Source organism: Phenylobacterium sp. 58.2.17 (genome assembly GCF_026411515.1).
Lineage (GTDB): Bacteria > Pseudomonadota > Alphaproteobacteria > Caulobacterales > Caulobacteraceae > Phenylobacterium.
Genome location: NZ_JAPMTQ010000017.1, coordinates 1 through 16,577, shown reverse-complemented (window position 1 = coordinate 16,577; position 16,577 = coordinate 1). Strand labels below are relative to the sequence as shown.

The window sequence follows — 16,577 nt, the reverse complement described above, 5'->3', positions numbered from 1 at the left end:
GCCAGGGCCATGCGACGGATCGGATGGGCCGCCGCCGGTCTGGCGGCCCTGCTCGGCGCCTGCGCGCCGAAAGGCGAGCGCGCGTCGACATCAGCCGCCGCCAAGGGCGCGACCCTGGCGGCGGTGCGCGAGCGCGGCTACGTGACCTGCGGCGCCAGCGCCTCCACCGTGGGCTTCAGCATGCCCGACAAGACCGGCTACTGGCGCGGCCTGGACGTCGACACCTGCAGGGCCGTGGCCGCCGCTGTGCTGGGCGACAAGGACAAGGTCCGCTTCGTGCCGCTCACCGGCCAGCAGCGGCTCATCGCCCTGCAGAGCGGCGAGATCGACGTCCTGCCGCGCACCACCACCTGGACCCTGTCGCGCGACGGCAACGGGGTGAACTTCACCTTCCCGAACTACTACGACTATGTCGGCTTCATGGTCCCCAAGAAGCTGGGGATCCGCACGCCCAAGGACATGACGAACGCCTCGGTCTGCGTGCAGACCGGCTCCACCACCGAGGTCACCTTCACCGACGTCTCGCGCGCCTACGGCCTCGACCTGCGGGTCGTGGCCTTCGACAACGTGCAGGCGACCCGCCAGGCCTTTTTCTCCGGCCGCTGCGACGCCCTGATCACCGACGCTTCGGCCCTGGCCTCGGTGCGCGCCACCCAGGCGCCCAACCCGGCCGACTACGACATCATCCCGGCCAATGACGAGGTCGCGCCCCTGACGCCCTCGGTCCGTCACGGCGACGACCAGTGGTTCGACGCGGTCAAATGGTCGTTTCAGGCCATGCTGATGGCCGAGCAGCTTGGGATCACCCAGGCCAATGTCGACGAGAAGCTGAAGTCGGACGATCCGATCGTGCGGCGCTTCCTCGGCGTGGAGACTGGCAACGGCAAGGCGCTCGGGCTGGATGAGGCCTTCGCCTATCGGATCGTCAAGCAGGTCGGCAACTACGCCGAGGTCTATGACCGCAACGTCGGCGCCGGCAGCCCGCTGAAGATCGACCGCGGGCTCAACCGCCTGCAGCGCGACGGGGGCCTGATGGTCCCGCTCGCCTTCAACTGACGCTCATGGCCAGGCGCCCCTTCGACCTGCTGCGCGACACCAAGGTCCGCGCCGTCATCTACCAAGCCGCGACCGTCCTGCTGGTGGTCCTGGTCGCGGCCTGGCTGGCCGACAACACCCTGACCAACCTGGCCAAACGCGGCATCACCGCGGGCTTCGACTTCCTGGCCCGCTCGGCCCGGTTCCCGATCTCCGAGAGCCTGCTGCCCTACAAGCCGACCGACAGCTTCGCCTGGGCCTTCGTGGTCGGCCTCGGCAACACCCTGATGCTCGGCGCGATCATCGCCGTCGCCGCGACCGCCCTGGGCATGGTCGTGGCCCTGGCCCGCCGGTCGGCCAACCCCCTGGCCGCCGGCGTCTCCACGCTCTTCGTGGAGGCGCTGCGCAACACCCCGCTCGTGGTGCAGCTGCTGTTCTGGTACGCGGCCGTCACCGTCGGCCTGCCCAATGTCCACGCCGCCCTCGACCCCGCGCCCGGCGTCCACCTCTCCGACCGTGGCCTCAACCTGCCGGCCCTGAGCCTGGCGCACGGCGAGCTGCTGGCTCTCGTCGCGGTCCTCGGCGTCGCGGCGATCGTGATCGCCACGCGGGTCGGGCGCGCGGCCAGCGCAAGGAGCGGCCGTCTCCATCGCTACGGTCTGATCACCGCCGCTGCCGTCGCCGGAGGGCTGATGCTGATCGCCATCCTGACCGGCGTCGGGATCGAGGACCCGCGTCTTGGCCGGTTCAACTTCGTCGGCGGCGCGACCCTCACCCCCGAGTTGGTCGCCTTGCTGCTCGGGCTGATCCTCTACTCGGCCGCGTTCATCGGCGAAATCATCCGCGGCGGCATCGAAGCCGTCGGTCGCGGACAGTGGGAAGCCGGCCGGGCGATGGGGCTGAGCGATCGCCAGACCCTGCGCCTGGTGATCATGCCTCAGGCCCTGCGGGTGATCATCCCGCCGATGACCAGCCAGTACATCAACATCGTCAAGAACACGACGCTGGCCCTGGTGGTCGGCTACCCGGAGATCGCCTCGGTCACCGCCACCACCATCAACCAGACCGGCCAGGCCCTGGAGGGCATCGTGATCCTGATGTCCGTCTTCCTGACGCTCAGCCTGGCGGCCTCGCTGTTCATGAACTGGTACAATCGCCGCGTGGCGCTGGTGCAGCGATGACCGACGCCGTTCCCCCCACCGTCGCCGACGTCTTCGTGCGCACCGAGACCCTGGCGGGACGGCCCGCGCCCAAGCTGCGGCGCGCCAGCCTGCTGGGCGCTCTGTTCGGCGACGCCGCCACCGCCGCCGCCAGCCTGCTGATCGGCGCCATGCTGCTGGTCGCGGTCCCCAAACTGCTGGCCTGGGGCGTGCTGAACGGGGTCTGGAGCGGCGACGGCGAAGCCTGCACCGGCGTCGGCGCCTGCTGGGCCTTCCTGCGCGAGAAACACCCCCAGATCCTCTTCGGCATCTATCCGCCGGCCGAACAGTGGCGGCCGGTCCTGGTCGTCGCGGTCTTCCTGGCCTTGGCGCTCTGGAGCCTGCCGCCGCGCAACTGGACCCGCGCCACCCTGGCCGCCTGGTTCGTCGGCGCGCTGGCCGCCCTGGTCCTGATGGGCGGCGGCCTCTTCGGACTGGAAGCGGTGCCGACCTCCGACTGGGGCGGCCTGCCCATGACCCTGCTGCTCACGGTCGCTTCGCTTGGCCTCGGCTTTCCGCTGGCGGTCGTGCTGGCCCTGGGACGCCAGTCGACCCTGCCGGTCACCCGCGTCGTCTGCGTGACGATCATCGAGGTGGTCCGCGGCCTGCCGCTGCTCAGCATCCTGTTCGTGGCCTCGATCATGCTGCCGCTGATGCTTCCGGACGGCGTCACGGTGGACAAGCTGCTGCGCGCCATCGTGGCGCTCACCGTCTTCTCGGCCGCCTACATCGCCGAGGTGCTGCGCGGCGGACTCCAGGCCCTGCCGCCCGGCCAGACCGAAGCAGCCCGGGCGCTCGGCCTCAACTGGCTGCAGACCACCTGGCTGATCGTCCTGCCCCAGGCGCTGGGCAAGGTGATCCCGCCCCTGACAAACACCGTGGTCGTGATCGTCAAGAACACCAGCCTGGTGCTGGTGGTGGGCCTGTTCGACCTGCTGAGTTCGGGGCGCGCCGCCCTGGCCGATCCGGCGTGGCCCGCCCCCTACGCCGAGACCTACCTTTTCATCGCCCTGATCTATTTCGTGATCTGCTTCGGCATCTCCCGCTACGCCCTCTGGCTGGAGCGCCGCATGTCCTTCGGAGCCGCCCGATGACGACGCTCAGCCCTCCCGCCGTCGAACTGACCGGCGTCAACAAGTGGTACGGCGACTACCATGCGCTGCGCGATGTCAGCCTGACCGTGGCCAAGGGCGAGCGCATCGTGATCTGCGGTCCGTCCGGCTCGGGAAAGTCGACCCTGATCCGCTGCGTGAACCGCCTGGAAGCCCATGAGCAGGGCCGGATCGTCGTGGGCGGCGTGGAGCTCAACAGCGACCTGAAGAACATCGACGCCGCCCGCCGCGAGGTCGGCATGGTGTTCCAGGGCTTCAATCTCTTCCCGCATCTCACCATCCTGCAGAACTGCACCCTGGCGCTCACCTGGGTGAAGAAGCTGCCTCTGGCCGAAGCGCAGGACATCGCCCGCGGCTATCTGGAACGGGTGCGGATCCCCGAGCAGGCCGACAAGTTCCCGGGCCAGCTCTCGGGCGGCCAGCAGCAGCGCGTCGCCATCGCCCGCGCCCTCTGCATGGCCCCTCAGATCATGCTCTTCGACGAACCGACCTCGGCGCTGGACGCCGAGATGGTCAAGGAGGTGCTCGACATCATGCTCTCCCTCGCCGACGAGGGCATGACCATGCTCTGCGTCACCCACGAGATGGGCTTCGCCCGCCAGGCCGCCGACCGGGTGGTGTTCATGGACGCCGGCCAGATCGTCGAAATCGGCGCGCCCAGCGCCTTCTTCGGCGCGCCGCAGCACGAGCGCACGCGGCAGTTCCTCGCCCAGATCCTCCACTAGGCGCGCCGCGCCGCCGATTGAAGAAGGGACGGCGTATGTCTGCTGTCGACCAACGCCTGGCCGCCCTCGGCCTCACGCTGCCGCAACCGATCACGCCGGTGGCCAACTATGTCCCCTGGGTGCGCAGCGGCGACCTGGTCCACATCTCGGGCCAGCTGTCCCTCGGCGCCGGCGGCGGGGTGAAAGGCGTCGTCGGCGTCGACGTCTCGGTGGAACAGGCGCAGGAGGCCGCCCGCCTCTGTGGCCTCAACCTCATCGCTCAGTTCCAGGCCGCCTGCGACGGCGATTTCGATCGGGTGCGGCGCGTGGTCAAGCTCGGCGGCTTCGTCCAGGCCGGGCCGGATTTCCACGACATTCCCAAGGTCATCAACGGCTGCTCAGACCTGATGGTCGAGGTGTTCGGGGACGCCGGCCGTCACGCCCGTTCGGCGGTCGGCGTCTATCAACTGCCGCTGGGCTTCGCCGTGGAGGTGGACGCGATCATCGAGGTCGCGTGACGGACGGCGACCCAAAAGGTTCTTTGCGGGCGACGAGCGCGCTTGACCTTCCAGTCGCTGGAAGCTGCACCTTGCCGACACTGTTTCTCAATTCGGCCGCTCCCTGGATCGGCCGCGAGCGAAACCTTGTCGAAGTCAGAGAAGGGCAAGACCATGCCGGACGCCAGCGCACCAAGCATTCTCATCTACACGACCCCGACCTGCCCAGACTGTCATGCGCTCAAGCGTTGGCTCTCCGAGCAAGGCCTCCCCTACGAAGAACGCGATCTCACCAACCCGCTGATCGCCGATGAAGCCAAGGCGCGTACCGGTGTACGGGTGGCGCCCATCACCATCATCGGTTCCGAGATCTTTTACGGGACCTTCCAGAGCCAAAAGCCAGGTCTGATGAAGGCGCTCGGGTTGCCGCTGAGGACCGAAGCGTGACGTCTAGAGGTCGATCTCGTCGGAGTCGCTGAGATGGCGGCCCTGACCCATCGAGAACGACGCCTCCGTCACCGTGTCGACCCGGAGCGTTCCGTCAACGAGCGTAAGGCCTGGATCTTCGGGAGGTGGCGGCTCGAAGACCTGGAGATCAAAGCTCGGCGAACTGAGATGCGGTCGCTGCGGCTGCGCCTTAGCGGACCGCTCCACCAACGCCGCCTCGCCAAAGAGCACGAGGTTCACGCCCGCCGGGCGTTGGGCTGACCTGAACAGGATGCCGTCGATCCGACGCTCGGCTTTGCCAATCCTGACGGCATGCAGCTTGTTGAGATACTCGGCCACGGCCTGGGTCGGAATGTAGTCGATATGTTCGTCTGAAGGAGAGATCGGCTTTGCGATCTCCGCCATGAACCGCTGCATGAAGCGCCACTGAGCGAGGCGACGAACATGGTCCTTCGCAAAGAGGTTCAGTTCTTTCGGTGGAGCCTCGAACCGCGTGGTGTCCAGGACCACGATGGGTCGCCTGATCCGGAATTCCGCGCTGACAACCTGTGAGCCGACCAGCGGCCGGAGTTCGGAGATGCAGGTCGTGAGATCCAGCGAACCGTAGAAGGCAAGCACTCCGGACGGGTTCATTCGGTTGGGCCTGCCACGCCGACGCGGCGGAGGGCCCAGCTGAACACAGGGATCGCGGCGAACCGCCTTTAGTTCGGCCTCATCGACAACGCGCGCGCGAAAGAGCGCCGGGGCGGTCTCCGGCTGAAGCACGTGCACCGGATAGAGCCGGGACTCGCTGCGCTGCAGGTGGATGTTCTTGAAGATCTCCTGGAGAAGCCCGTCGGCCTCGCGATTGAAGAACCTCTGATCGTGCACGATCGTCTGGCAGAAGGCGTCCCAGAGTTGGCCATGCCCCGCGTCGCCGTGACTGATGCGCTCATAGAACCCGTCATACTCAAGGTAGAACGGCATCTCGCCATCGCCAGGCCAGTAGTTGTCGTCGGCGATGAGCTGGGCGACGAGCAAATCTGTGATGCTCTCGTCCACGGCCTCGGTAAGCCCTTCGACAACATCGCGAAGGCGGTCACCCTGTTGGGAGTAGACAAAATCACCGTCGAGGAACTCCATTGCGGGATCCCCGAAGTCATAGTTCTGGCGAAATACTTCATCGACGATCGCCGACACGGCCTCCACCGGTATGCCTTTGCGCGTCGGGTGGAAGTCGCACTTGCCTTCGTCGTAGTTCGGACGCACGGCGACCAGACGGTTTCGAAGCCCGTTGTTGTCGAAACACTGAGGACAGAGCAGCGCCATAGCGACGACCTAGCCTACTTCTGGTTGCCGGGCGACGGTTCACGAGGACAGCCGGAACGGCGTCCCGGGCCCGAGCCTTGCTAGTGACTCAGGTCCCTGCCCGACAGGCCTTCGATGATCGGGCAGTCGGGACGGTTGTCGCCATGGCAGTTGCGGACCAGGTGGCGCAGGGTGTCGCGCAGCTCGGTCAGCTCGGCGAGCTTGCGGTCGATCTCCACCAGCTTGGTCTTGGCGATCACCTTCACGTCGGCGCTCTCGCGGTCCTTGTCGCTGTAGAGCGAGAGCAGCTGGCGGCACTCCTCGACCGAGAAACCGAGGCTGCGCGAGCGCTGCAGGAAGCGCAGGCGATGCACGTCGGCCATCGAGTAGTCGCGATAGCCGTTGCTGGCCCGGTCGGCCTGCAGCAGGCCGATGTCCTCGTAGTAGCGGATGGTCTTGGCCGGCAGGCCCGACTTTTCCGATGCAGCGCCGATGTTCATGTCACGTTCTTCCGGTCCTAGAGTGTCAGGATAAAGGTTCCAGCGATTGGAAGGTCAAGAGCGAGGCCAGTGGCCGGTCGCCGAGGCCGGGGCCGCCTCGCGCACCGGCGCCTTGAACCGCTTCAGCCGCATGGCGTTGCCCAGCACGAAGACGCTGGAGAGGGCCATGGCCCCGGCGGCCAGCATCGGCGAGAGCAACGTGCCGCTGACCGGGTAGAGCACGCCGGCCGCCACCGGGATCAAGCTGGCGTTGTAGGCGAAGGCCCAGAACAGGTTCTGGCGGATGTTGGCGATGGTGGCCTTGGACAGCGCGATGGCGTTGCTCACGCCCAGCAGGTCGCCGGACATCAGCACCACGTCGGCGCTTTCGATGGCCACGTCCGTGCCGGTGCCGATGGCGATGCCGACATCGGCCTCGGCCAGGGCCGGGGCGTCGTTGATGCCGTCGCCCACGAAGGCCACCGCGCGGCCGCCCTCGCGCAGGCGCTTGATGGCCTCGACCTTGCCGTCGGGCAGCACCTCGGCGACCACCTCGTCGATGCCGAGCTGGGCGGCGATGGCCTCCGCCGTACGCCGGTTGTCGCCGGTGATCATCGCCACCTTCAGGCCCATCTCATGCAGGGCGCGGATGGCCTGCTGCGTCGTCGGCTTGATCGGGTCGGAAACGGCGATGATCGCGGCCAGCCTGCCATCGACGGCGGCGTAGAGCGGCGTCTTGGCCATCTCGCCCATGCGGACGGCGGCGTCGGCGAACGCCCGCACGTCGATGCCGAGCTGGGCCATGTGCCGGTCGGCGCCGACCGAGATCCGGCGACCGTCGACCAGTGCGTTGACGCCGAAGCCCGGGATCGCCTCGAAGGCCTCGACCGCGCCGAACGTGAGGCCTTCGGCCTTGGCGGCGGTGACGATGGCGTCGGCCACGGGGTGCTCGGACTGCGCCTCCACGGCGGCGACCAGCGACAGGACCTTGTCCCGCTCAAAGCCTTCCGCGACCTCCAGGTCGGTCATCACCGGCTTGCCGGCGGTGAGCGTGCCGGTCTTGTCCAGCGCGACCACCTGGGTCGATTTCAGCGACTGCAGCGCCTCGCCGTTGCGGAACAGGACGCCCAGTTCGGCGGCGCGGCCGGTCCCGACCATGATCGAGGTCGGAGTGGCCAGGCCCATGGCGCACGGGCAGGCGATGATCAGGACGGCCACGGCGTTGACCAGGGCGAAGGCGACCGCCGGCTCCGGGCCGAACACCAGCCAGACCACGAAGGTGAGGGCGGCCGCCAGCATGACCGCCGGCACGAACCAGGCCGTGACCTTGTCGACCAGCGCCTGGATCGGCAGTTTCGAGCCCTGCGCGGTCTCGACCATGCGGATGATCTGGGCGAGCAGCGTGTCCGCCCCGACCTTGGTGGCGCGGTAGGTGAAGCTGCCGGTCTTGTTGATCGTGCCGCCGATCACCTCGGCGCCCTCCCCCTTGATGACCGGGATCGGCTCGCCCGAGATCATGGCCTCGTCGACGAAGGACGACCCGGACAGCACCACGCCGTCGACCGGAACCTTGTCGCCGGGGCGCACCTGGATGACATCGCCGGCGGTGACGTCCTCAAGCGCCACATCGACGAACTCGCCGTCGCGTTCCACTCGGGCCGACTTGGCCTGCAGGCCCATCAGGCGCTTGATCGCCTCGCTGGTGCGGCCCTTGGCCTTGGCCTCCAGGACACGGCCCAGCAGGATCAGGGTGATGATCACCGCCGAGGCCTCGAAATAGACGTTGGCCGTTCCGGACGGCAGCGCGCCGGGCGCGAAGACGGCGACCACCGAATAGGCCCAGGCCGCCGTCGCCCCCAGGACGACCAGCGAGTTCATGTCGGGCGCCAGGCGCAGGAGAGCCGGCACGCCCTTCCTGTAGAAGCGCAGGCCCGGCCCGAATTGGACCACCGTCGCCAGCACGAAGAACGCCAGGTAGAGGGGCTGCTGGCCGATGGTCATCGCCAGCCAGTGGTGCAGCGGCGGGAAGACGTGCGAGCCCATCTCCAGCACGAAGATCGGCAGGGTCAGCGCGGCGGCGATCGTCAGATCGCGCTTGAGGTGGGCCATCTCGCGGTCGCGGGCTTCCTCGCGGCTGTCCGCGCCGGCGGCCGAGACGGCGACGTCGGCGCGGCGCGGCTCATAGCCCGCCTTGCGGATGGCGGCGTCGATGGCCGCGCGCGGCGCCGCGCCGACCAGGGTCTCGATCGTGGCGCGTTCGGTGGCGAGGTTGACCGACGCCTTGAGCACGCCCGGAACGGCGGCGATGGCCAGCTCGACCCGGCGCACGCACGAGGCACAGGTCATGCCCTCGATCTCGACCTCGGAGGTTTCGACGGGGACCTCGTAGCCGGCCCCCTTGATGGCGGCGATCACGCCGGCGGCGTCCGCCTTGGCCGACGGGTCGAAGGTGACCTCGGCCGCTTCGGTCGCCAGGTTCACCGACGCCGAAGCCACGCCCGGCGCCTTGGCGATGGCGAGCTCGACGCGGCGCACGCAGGACGCGCAGGTCATGCCGGCGATCGGGAAACTTTGCCTGACGGCGACGCCGGCCGGGTTGAAGGGAGCGTTCATGGAACTGGGCCTCTCAAATCGTTCGGCCAGAGGTCTAGAGGTTCCAGTTCCTGGAAGGTCAATGGGGTGCTCTCGATTGTTCGCGCCGAGATCAAACCCAAGAAATTTGGGGGAAAGCGCATGTCTCTTGGCGCGGCGGGAGCCGCTGCGCTTCGGAAGGACCGCGCCATCAAGTCACTTGACCTTCCTGTCGCTGGAAGCCCGACAGTTCTCGTACGGCGATTGGCCGACCCGATACGAGGAGTTTGAAATGCTGACCCTGACAGTTCCGGACATGACCTGTGGCCATTGCGCGGACGTCGTCACCCGGGCCGTGCGCAGCGTCGATTCCAGCGCCACGCTTGATATCAATCTAACGGCGCAGACCGTCTCCATCGAGACCGCCGCGGACCTGGCGCAAGTGACCCAGGCGCTCGACTTGGCCGGCTATACCGCGCTCGCGATCTAGGTCACGCTTCGCAGCGACAGCGACGGCGCGATTGGGATGTCCCCGAGCGCATCGCCCCTTGTCCCATGCACCCGGGCGGCCTTTGCGAAGGTTCGCACGGGCCGCGGGCCGCCTCTGAAGCCATAACATTGGCTTATGGAGTGGTGCCCGTGGGTCAATTGTTTTTCTAGCCCCCGCCGCTCAACGTCGCGAAGACCGGCGTTCACCAAGAGCGCCAAGCGAGGGGAAACGACAACATGGCTACGACAGGGGTGTGTCGCCATCGGGCTCGGCTGCTGGCGTCGAGCGCCGTCATCATCGGCGTGCTGGGGGCCGCCGGCCAGGCCGCGGCCCAGGACGAGCCGACCGCCCAGGTCGAGGAGGTCGTGGTCACCGGATCGCGCTTCGGCCCGCGGGTCGTCACCGACTCCCCGACGCCGATCGACTCCATCTCCAGTGAGGAACTGCGCAAGGGCGGCGGCAACGATCTGCAGAGCCTGATCAAGGTCGCGGTGCCCAGCTTCAGCACCCCGCGTCCGGCCGCCGCCGGCGCCCAGGACTTCCTCGCCCCGCCGACCATGCGCGGCCTCTCCACCGGCCAGGTCCTGGTGCTGGTCAACGGCAAGCGCCGCCACACCTCGGCCGACCTCAACATCAGCAACCAGATCGGCCGCGGCGACGTCGCTTACGACTTCAACGCCATCCCGACCGCCGCCATCTCCCGGCTCGAGGTGCTGCGCGACGGCGCGGCGGCCCAGTACGGCGCCGACGCCATCGCCGGCGTCATCAACATCATGCTCGACAACACCGTCGGCTATTCGATGACCGGCAAGGTCGGCCAGACCTCGCGCGGCGACGGCGACCACATGGAACTGGCGCTGGGCGCCGGCTTTGCGATCGGCGACGGCGGGGTGGTGCGGATCACCGGCCAGTACCAGGACCACAAGCGCACCGATCGCGCCAAGCCCGACACCCGCCAGCAGTATTTCGGGATCGCCCCGGGCGGCGGCCTGGTCATGCCGTCGGGCAGCTACGGCTCGGGGACCGGCCTGACGCCCTCGAACGGCGCGCTCGATCCGCGCGAGGCGACCTTCGACCGCAATGTCTGGGTGTTCGGCGAGCCGGACTACACCAACGCCAGCCTGTTCGTGAACGCCGAACTGCCGCTGTCGGCGACCGCCACCGCCTACGCCTTCGGCGGCTACAACCGCCTCGAAGGAACCAGCTACAACTTCTTCCGCCGCGCCGGCCAGGACGAGACCGTCCGGGCCATCCATCCCAACGGCTTCCTGCCCCTGCAGGAGCACGTCATCGAGAATTTCTCGTCGGCCGCGGGGGTGCGGGGCGACGACCTGCTGGGCTTCAAGTGGGACCTCTCGACCCTCTATGGCCAGTCGCGCAGCAAGGGCAGCTACACCAGGAGCAACAACGTCTCCTACGGCGCCGCCAGCCAGACCGACTTCTATCGCGGCGGGGTGAAGTTCGAGCAGTGGACGACCAATTTCGATCTCAGCCGCGAGATCGCGCTCGGCCTGGCCAGCCCCCTGAAGGTCGCGCTCGGCCTGGAGTACCGCAAGGAGTGGTACGAGAAGACCGCCGGCGAGCCCGCGAGCTACCTCAGCGGCGGCGTGCCGATCCTCGACGGCCCCAACGCCGGCAAGCCCGCCCCGGTGGGCTCCCAGCCCGCGCCCGGCGCCACGCCTGACGAAAGCGGAACCTTCGACCGCGACAGCAAGGCCATCTACGGCGAGATCGAGCAGGCCTTCTTCGACGAGCGCCTGACCCTCTCGGCCGCGCTTCGCTACGAGAACTTCTCCGACTTCGGGGCCACCACCAACTACAAGGTCGCCGGCCGCTTCCAGATCGTCGAGGGCCTGGCCCTGCGCGGTTCGGTGGGCTCGGGCTTCCGCGCCCCGGCCCTGCCCCAGTCCTATTTCAGCAACAGCTCGATCAGCTTCATCAACGGCGCGCCGCTGAGCGTGCGGGTGGTCTCGGTCAACGATCCCATCGCCCCGCTGATCGGCGCCAAGCCGCTCGACCCGGAGACCTCCAACAACCTTTCGGTCGGCGGCGTTTTCGAGCTCGGCAGGCTGACCGCGACGGTCGACTTCTACCGGATCGAGATCCAGGACCGCATCGTCATCTCCTCGAACTTCTCCAGCCCGGCCCTGACCAGCCTGCTGGCCGCCAACGGCTTCCCCGGCATCAACGCCGTCGCCTACGTCACCAACGCCGTCGACTCCACCACGCAGGGCGTCGACATCACCGCCCGTTATCGCCAGGACCTCGGCGACTACGGATCACTGACCGCCACGGTGGCCGCCAATTTCAACAAGACCGAGTTCGACAAGATCGCCGGCACCCCCGCGCCCCTGGCGGCGCTCGGCATCACCGCGCCGCTGTTTGACCTCACCCAGCAGGTGCGGACCAAGGACGCCACGCCCAAGGACAAGATCATGCTCAACCTCGCCTGGGAGCGAGGCCCGCTGTCGATCAACCTGACCAACACCCGCTATGGCGAAGTCTCGCAGGTGGCGCTCACCAACCGCACCCCGGCCCAGGTCGCGGCCCTGATCCCTGGCTACGACGTGACCCTGGTCCCGGTCTCCTCGACCTCGGCCAATTCCGACATCATCCAGCACTTCGGCGCCGACATCGTCACCGACCTGGAGGCCAGCTACCGCGTCACCGACGAGTTCACGATGACCGCCGGCGTCAGCAACCTCTTCGACAAGATGCCGGACAAGCTGATCGCCTCGACCGCCGCCACCGTGGCCGCCGGGACCAACGGCGCCGACAACAACGGCATCTTCCCCTACGCCTATATCGCCCCCTACGGGACGAACGGCCGGTTCTTCTACGTCAAGGCGGCCTATCGCTTCTGACGCCTGACGCCGACGGCATTCCCTCAAACCCGGAGTTCGAGATGATCCTTCGATCGACCGCCGTTCTGGCGGCCTGCCTGGTCCTGGGCGTTCCAGCGGCGCAGGCCCATCCGGGCCACGCCGCGCCCGCCGGCGCCGACGCCTATCCGCAGGGCCCCCTGCCGGCGCCCTACGCCGTCAGCGGACGGGGCATCGCCTACTACAACACCCCCAATCGCGACGCGGTGCCGCTCAAGGGCGACGCCCCGCAGGTGGTCGGCAAGGTCACGGTCGAGCTCAAGGCCCCCGCCGATGTCCTGGTGCAGTTCACCAGCGGTTTGGCGGCGGAAACCGGTGAGGGCTGTCCCTGTTCGGTCCGCGTCTCCCTGAAGCTGGACGATGGGCCGCTCACCGTCATCAAGCGCGTCAATCTCGGCGCGCCCAGCGTCCAGACGCTCGACAAATACGAGCACGACCGCCAGCCGGCCGACGGCGCCTATGTCTATGACCTGCCGGCGGGGCGCCACGACATCTCGCTGGTCCTGCATCAGGTCGACGGCGCCGGGACGGGCCTTGAGGCCTACTATGTGAACCTGCAGGCGATCGCGTTCCCGAAGTAGCGCCGCGTGCCCAACGTCATCTTCAGCGACGCCTACGCCGTGTTGCCACAGCTGCTGCGCGAGGAGCGACTGCGGGCCGGCGTCTCCAAGCGGGGCCTGGCCAAGCTGATGCGGCGCTCAGCCTCCCACATCCATATGATCGAGGCCCGGCAACGCCGCGTGGAGCTCATCGAGTTCTGCCGCTTCATCGAGGCGCTCGGCGGCGATCCCGTAGCGACCTTCCAGGAACTGCGGCGGCGTCTGGCCGCCCCCTCCGCGCCTTAGGCGCCGGGCGGCCTAGCGGGCGCTTCGCCGCTGGAAGCGAACCCGTTCGGCGCCAAGCAGCTTCGCCTCGTAGCCGGCCTCCAGCCAGGCCAGGCGCTGAACCATCTTGGGGTCGGCCTGCGGGTCGTTGGTCCACCAGTCTTGCGAGCGCGCGGCGTTGGGCAGGAAGGCGCCGAGCAGGCGCTCAAGCTCGGGGAAACTGAACTCGAGGACGTCGCCGCCGCGCTTGGCGAGATGGCGGCGCAATGGATCGTACTTGCCCAAGGCGGCGGTCCCGTTCCGGCGAAAGGCGCGATCCTAGCGACCGCGGTCGAGGGGTTCAAACCGCTTCCCGAGCCGGCTGCCCAGGCCCACCACCCGTCGCGGTCGGTACTGGTAGTCGCGGGTCAGGGGCGTGGCGTCCTGGCGCTTGGCGAGCTGGATCTGGAAGACCATGTGGCCGCGGTGACGGAAGGCCACCTCGCTCAGAGCCAGATAGAACTCCCACATCCGGCAGAACCGCTCATCGTACATCTGGGCGATGTCGGCGCGATTGGCCTCGAAACGCTCTCGCCAGCACCGCAACGTCGCGGCGTAGTGGCCGCGCAGGATCTCGATGTCGGTCACCCAAAGGCCCGCGGCTTCGATCGCCGGCAGGACCTCCGACAGCGCCGGAATGTAGCCGCCCGGGAAGATGTATTTCTCGATCCACGGCTGGGTGAGGCCGGGCCCGTCCTTACGGCCGATGGCGTGGACCAGCGCCACGCCGTCGTCGGTGAGCCGGGCCGCGATGGTCTCGAAATAGGCGCCGTAGTTCGGTGTCCCGACGTGCTCGAACATGCCCACCGACACCACGCGGTCATAGAGGTCGCCAGCCTCTCGGTAGTCGAGCAGATCGAAGCGGACAATGCCGGCCAGGCCCCGTTGCGCCGCGCGCGTCCGCGCCGTGGCCAGCTGTTCCTGCGAGAGCGTCAGGCCGGTGACGACCACGTCGGCCTCCTCGGCCAGGGTCAGGGCCAGCCCGCCCCAGCCGCACCCGATGTCCAGCACGCTCTGCCCGGGCGCCAGGCGCAGCTTGCGCAGGATGTGCTCCTTCTTGGCCGCCTGAGCCTCCTCCAGGTTCATGTCCGGCTGGGCGAAATAGGCGCAGGAGTACTGCAGGTCCTCGTCCAGGAAGCGGGCGTAGAAGTCGCGAGACAGGTCGTAGTGATGGGCGACGTTGCGCCGCGCAGCCGCCTGCGCGTTGGCCTGGCGCCAGCGCTTGAGAAGGCGCTCGCAGAGGCGGCGCGGCGAGCTGGCCGAACGCGTCGCTGCGGGGCGGGACGCGCCGATCAGGTCGAGCACGTCCCAGAGCGAGCCGCGTTCAAGCACGAGATCGCCGTCCATATAGGCCTCGCCGAAGCCAACGGACGGCCGGATGCAGATCTTGGCCAGCGCGGCCCAGCTGGTGATCCGCACGATCGGGCCGACGCCTGACGGCGCGAGGTCCGCACAGATGGACCGTCCGTCGGGCAGACGGACGATCAGCCCTGGAGGCAGGAGCGCGCGACGCAGATAGTCGACCAGCATGGGCGGTTTCCGCAGCTAGCTGGATTACGCGCCACGCCGCTCCAATCCCTCGCCGGGACGGGCGCGGGCGCCCAACTGTGGCGTGAAACGCCTCGGCCTAACGCCATCTCGCCGCCGACAGCCGGACCAACGGACCCAGAGCGACCATCGCGCCGGTCAGCTCGGCGCGGCCCGCGCGCAGCTTTCTGGCGATCTCGTCCATGACATCGGACACCTGCCAGGCCATGGCGGTCCCTTCGTCCGACGACCACTCCGCGCACCGCCCCGCCGCCGCGAGCCGTTCGATGGCGAGAGGATCGCCCCAGGCGGCGAAATGCTCGATCTCCTCAAGCGCCGTCTCCTCGATGATCTGCCGCGTCTCGGGGTCGAGCGTCTCGACCGGCCGATAGTCGGGACGAGGCCGGTCGGCAGGCTGCGACACGTCATACCGCCGCGTGGAGCGCGCGGATTGCGCCTGGGGTCTCATCATCGGCCTCCTGAATGTTCTCTTAATGTTCTCATTCTGATGCACGAAAGAGTCAAGCAACCGCCCGGTGTCCGCGCCCGCTGAAGGCCACCTCTGGAGGAGCAGGCTGGTCGCGTCATCCCCCGGCCTCGGCCGCGCGACGAAGACGCGCAAACGCCCGATCAGTGGCCATGAACCGCGCCAGCATCGGGGCGATCAGCTTGGCCGGTTCCTCGACGGGCCGGCCGCTTTCTCGCGCCAGGGCGCCGGCATAGGCGACCAGATCACGGTGGACAGCGGCAGGCAGGTCCAGGGTCAGCCGGACCGGCTTGTCGTCGGCCAGGGCGCTCAGCTTGAGCTTGGTCATGGTCGGTTCTCCGGGGGCGGCAGGATCAGGTCGCGGGTGACGAGCACCCGGAGCGGCAGGCCCGGCCGCAGGGTCAGGGTCGGCTGGACGTTCAGCTGCCGGCGGACCACCTGCTGACCGGTCTGGTTGAGGGTGTCCTGGGATCCGCGGCGCAGGGCGCGCACGAGGCTGTCGTCGTCGTCGTCGTCCGCGCCCAGTTCGGCGCCGACGCCGAGCAGGGTCGAAAGTAGGGCCGCCTTGGCCATCGCGCCCCAGTGCTCGTCGGTCTCGTCCTGCAGGCCCGATCGGCCCGCGGCGTCGGTTGCAGGTTGGCGATCGAGCGCGACTGCTCGGCCGTCGGGCAGGATCAGCCGGTCCCAGGCCAGCAGGACGCGGGTCTGACCGAACGAGACCTCGGAATCGTAGGTTCCAATCAGGCGCGCGCCCTGCGGGATCAGCAGGAGCTGGCCGGTCGGGCTGTCGTAGACGTTTTGGGTGACCTGGGCGGTGATCGGCCCTGGCAGGTCGGAGCGGACGCCGGTGATCAGCGCCGCGGCGATGACCGCGCCGGCCTGCAGCACATGGGGCGAGATCGGCGCGGCCAGACGGCCGCTCGCCAGGGTCGACGGCGGCGGCGCGGCGAGGAAGGCGCGCTTGGCCCTGTCTCTTATACACATCTGACGCTGCCGA

At 68.3% G+C, this 16,577-nt stretch carries 18 protein-coding genes; 10 read left to right on the top strand and 8 right to left on the bottom strand.

Translation table 11 applies throughout. The annotated features are described in order from the left end of the window. Window positions 1–9: 9 nt before the first annotated feature. From OUA97_RS12805 to OUA97_RS12780, 6 genes are all read left to right on the top strand, one after another. A complete protein-coding gene (locus tag OUA97_RS12805; RefSeq protein WP_267232286.1) occupies window positions 10–1,056 on the top strand; it encodes an amino acid ABC transporter substrate-binding protein in 1,047 nt (348 codons plus the stop codon). 5 nt (window positions 1,057–1,061) lie between these two features. After that, a complete protein-coding gene (locus tag OUA97_RS12800) occupies window positions 1,062–2,216 on the top strand; it encodes an amino acid ABC transporter permease (protein ID WP_267232285.1) in 1,155 nt (384 codons plus the stop codon). Then, window positions 2,213–3,328: an amino acid ABC transporter permease gene (locus tag OUA97_RS12795; protein ID WP_267232284.1), complete on the top strand. Its 1,116-nt coding sequence runs from the start codon at window positions 2,213–2,215 to the stop codon at window positions 3,326–3,328. Before OUA97_RS12800 ends, OUA97_RS12795 begins: the two co-directional genes overlap by 4 nt. Further along, window positions 3,325–4,071 (top strand): amino acid ABC transporter ATP-binding protein, encoded by a 747-nt coding sequence (locus OUA97_RS12790; protein ID WP_267232283.1) that lies wholly within the window; start codon window positions 3,325–3,327, stop codon window positions 4,069–4,071. Before OUA97_RS12795 ends, OUA97_RS12790 begins: the two co-directional genes overlap by 4 nt. A 35-nt stretch (window positions 4,072–4,106) precedes the next feature. Then, complete coding sequence (locus tag OUA97_RS12785) at window positions 4,107–4,568, top strand: RidA family protein (protein ID WP_267232282.1); 462 nt, start codon at window positions 4,107–4,109, stop codon at window positions 4,566–4,568. 126 nt (window positions 4,569–4,694) lie between these two features. Next, window positions 4,695–4,994 carry a glutaredoxin family protein gene (locus OUA97_RS12780; protein ID WP_267232281.1) on the top strand — a complete coding sequence of 100 codons (300 nt, stop codon included), beginning with the start codon at window positions 4,695–4,697 and terminating at the stop codon, window positions 4,992–4,994. 3 nt (window positions 4,995–4,997) lie between these two features. Here OUA97_RS12780 and OUA97_RS12775 read toward each other — a convergent pair whose 3' ends face one another. From OUA97_RS12775 to OUA97_RS12765, 3 genes are all read right to left on the bottom strand, one after another. Next, window positions 4,998–6,302: an RES domain-containing protein gene (locus OUA97_RS12775; protein ID WP_267232280.1), complete on the bottom strand. Its 1,305-nt coding sequence runs from the start codon at window positions 6,300–6,302 to the stop codon at window positions 4,998–5,000. Between the two features lie 80 nt (window positions 6,303–6,382). After that, a complete protein-coding gene (gene cueR / locus OUA97_RS12770; protein ID WP_267232279.1) occupies window positions 6,383–6,781 on the bottom strand; it encodes a Cu(I)-responsive transcriptional regulator in 399 nt (132 codons plus the stop codon). Between the two features lie 54 nt (window positions 6,782–6,835). Continuing rightward, window positions 6,836–9,373: a heavy metal translocating P-type ATPase gene (locus tag OUA97_RS12765; RefSeq protein ID WP_267232278.1), complete on the bottom strand. Its 2,538-nt coding sequence runs from the start codon at window positions 9,371–9,373 to the stop codon at window positions 6,836–6,838. Window positions 9,374–9,623: 250 nt separating this feature from the next. Here OUA97_RS12765 and OUA97_RS12760 point away from each other — a divergent pair, with 250 nt between their 5' ends. The 4 genes from OUA97_RS12760 to OUA97_RS12745 all read left to right on the top strand — a co-directional run bounded on the left by OUA97_RS12760 (window position 9,624) and on the right by OUA97_RS12745 (window position 13,548). Next, window positions 9,624–9,821 carry a heavy-metal-associated domain-containing protein gene (locus tag OUA97_RS12760; protein WP_267232277.1) on the top strand — a complete coding sequence of 66 codons (198 nt, stop codon included), beginning with the start codon at window positions 9,624–9,626 and terminating at the stop codon, window positions 9,819–9,821. 236 nt (window positions 9,822–10,057) lie between these two features. Beyond that, on the top strand, window positions 10,058–12,685 hold the full coding sequence (locus OUA97_RS12755) for a TonB-dependent receptor plug domain-containing protein (RefSeq protein WP_267232276.1): 2,628 nt from the start codon (window positions 10,058–10,060) through the stop codon (window positions 12,683–12,685). 41 nt (window positions 12,686–12,726) lie between these two features. Further along, window positions 12,727–13,284 (top strand): hypothetical protein, encoded by a 558-nt coding sequence (locus tag OUA97_RS12750; RefSeq protein ID WP_267232275.1) that lies wholly within the window; start codon window positions 12,727–12,729, stop codon window positions 13,282–13,284. A 6-nt stretch (window positions 13,285–13,290) separates the two neighbouring features. Continuing rightward, on the top strand, window positions 13,291–13,548 hold the full coding sequence (locus tag OUA97_RS12745; RefSeq protein WP_267232274.1) for a helix-turn-helix domain-containing protein: 258 nt from the start codon (window positions 13,291–13,293) through the stop codon (window positions 13,546–13,548). 12 nt (window positions 13,549–13,560) lie between these two features. Here the strand turns inward: OUA97_RS12745 and OUA97_RS12740 are convergent, their stop codons facing one another. The 5 genes from OUA97_RS12740 to OUA97_RS12720 all read right to left on the bottom strand — a co-directional run. Further along, entirely contained in the window at window positions 13,561–13,812 is a 252-nt protein-coding gene (locus tag OUA97_RS12740) for a hypothetical protein (RefSeq protein WP_267232273.1), read from the bottom strand. A gap of 33 nt (window positions 13,813–13,845) precedes the next feature. Beyond that, window positions 13,846–15,096, bottom strand: a complete 1,251-nt coding sequence (locus tag OUA97_RS12735; protein ID WP_267232272.1) for an SAM-dependent methyltransferase — start codon at window positions 15,094–15,096, stop codon at window positions 13,846–13,848. Window positions 15,097–15,193: 97 nt separating this feature from the next. After that, complete coding sequence (locus OUA97_RS12730) at window positions 15,194–15,562, bottom strand: hypothetical protein (RefSeq protein WP_267232271.1); 369 nt, start codon at window positions 15,560–15,562, stop codon at window positions 15,194–15,196. Between the two features lie 115 nt (window positions 15,563–15,677). Next, complete coding sequence (locus OUA97_RS12725) at window positions 15,678–15,908, bottom strand: DUF2274 domain-containing protein (protein ID WP_267232270.1); 231 nt, start codon at window positions 15,906–15,908, stop codon at window positions 15,678–15,680. Further along, window positions 15,905–16,577: TrbI/VirB10 family protein (locus OUA97_RS12720; protein WP_267232269.1), on the bottom strand; the 673-nt coding region annotated here is incomplete at its 5' end. The genes OUA97_RS12725 and OUA97_RS12720, both read right to left, overlap by 4 nt.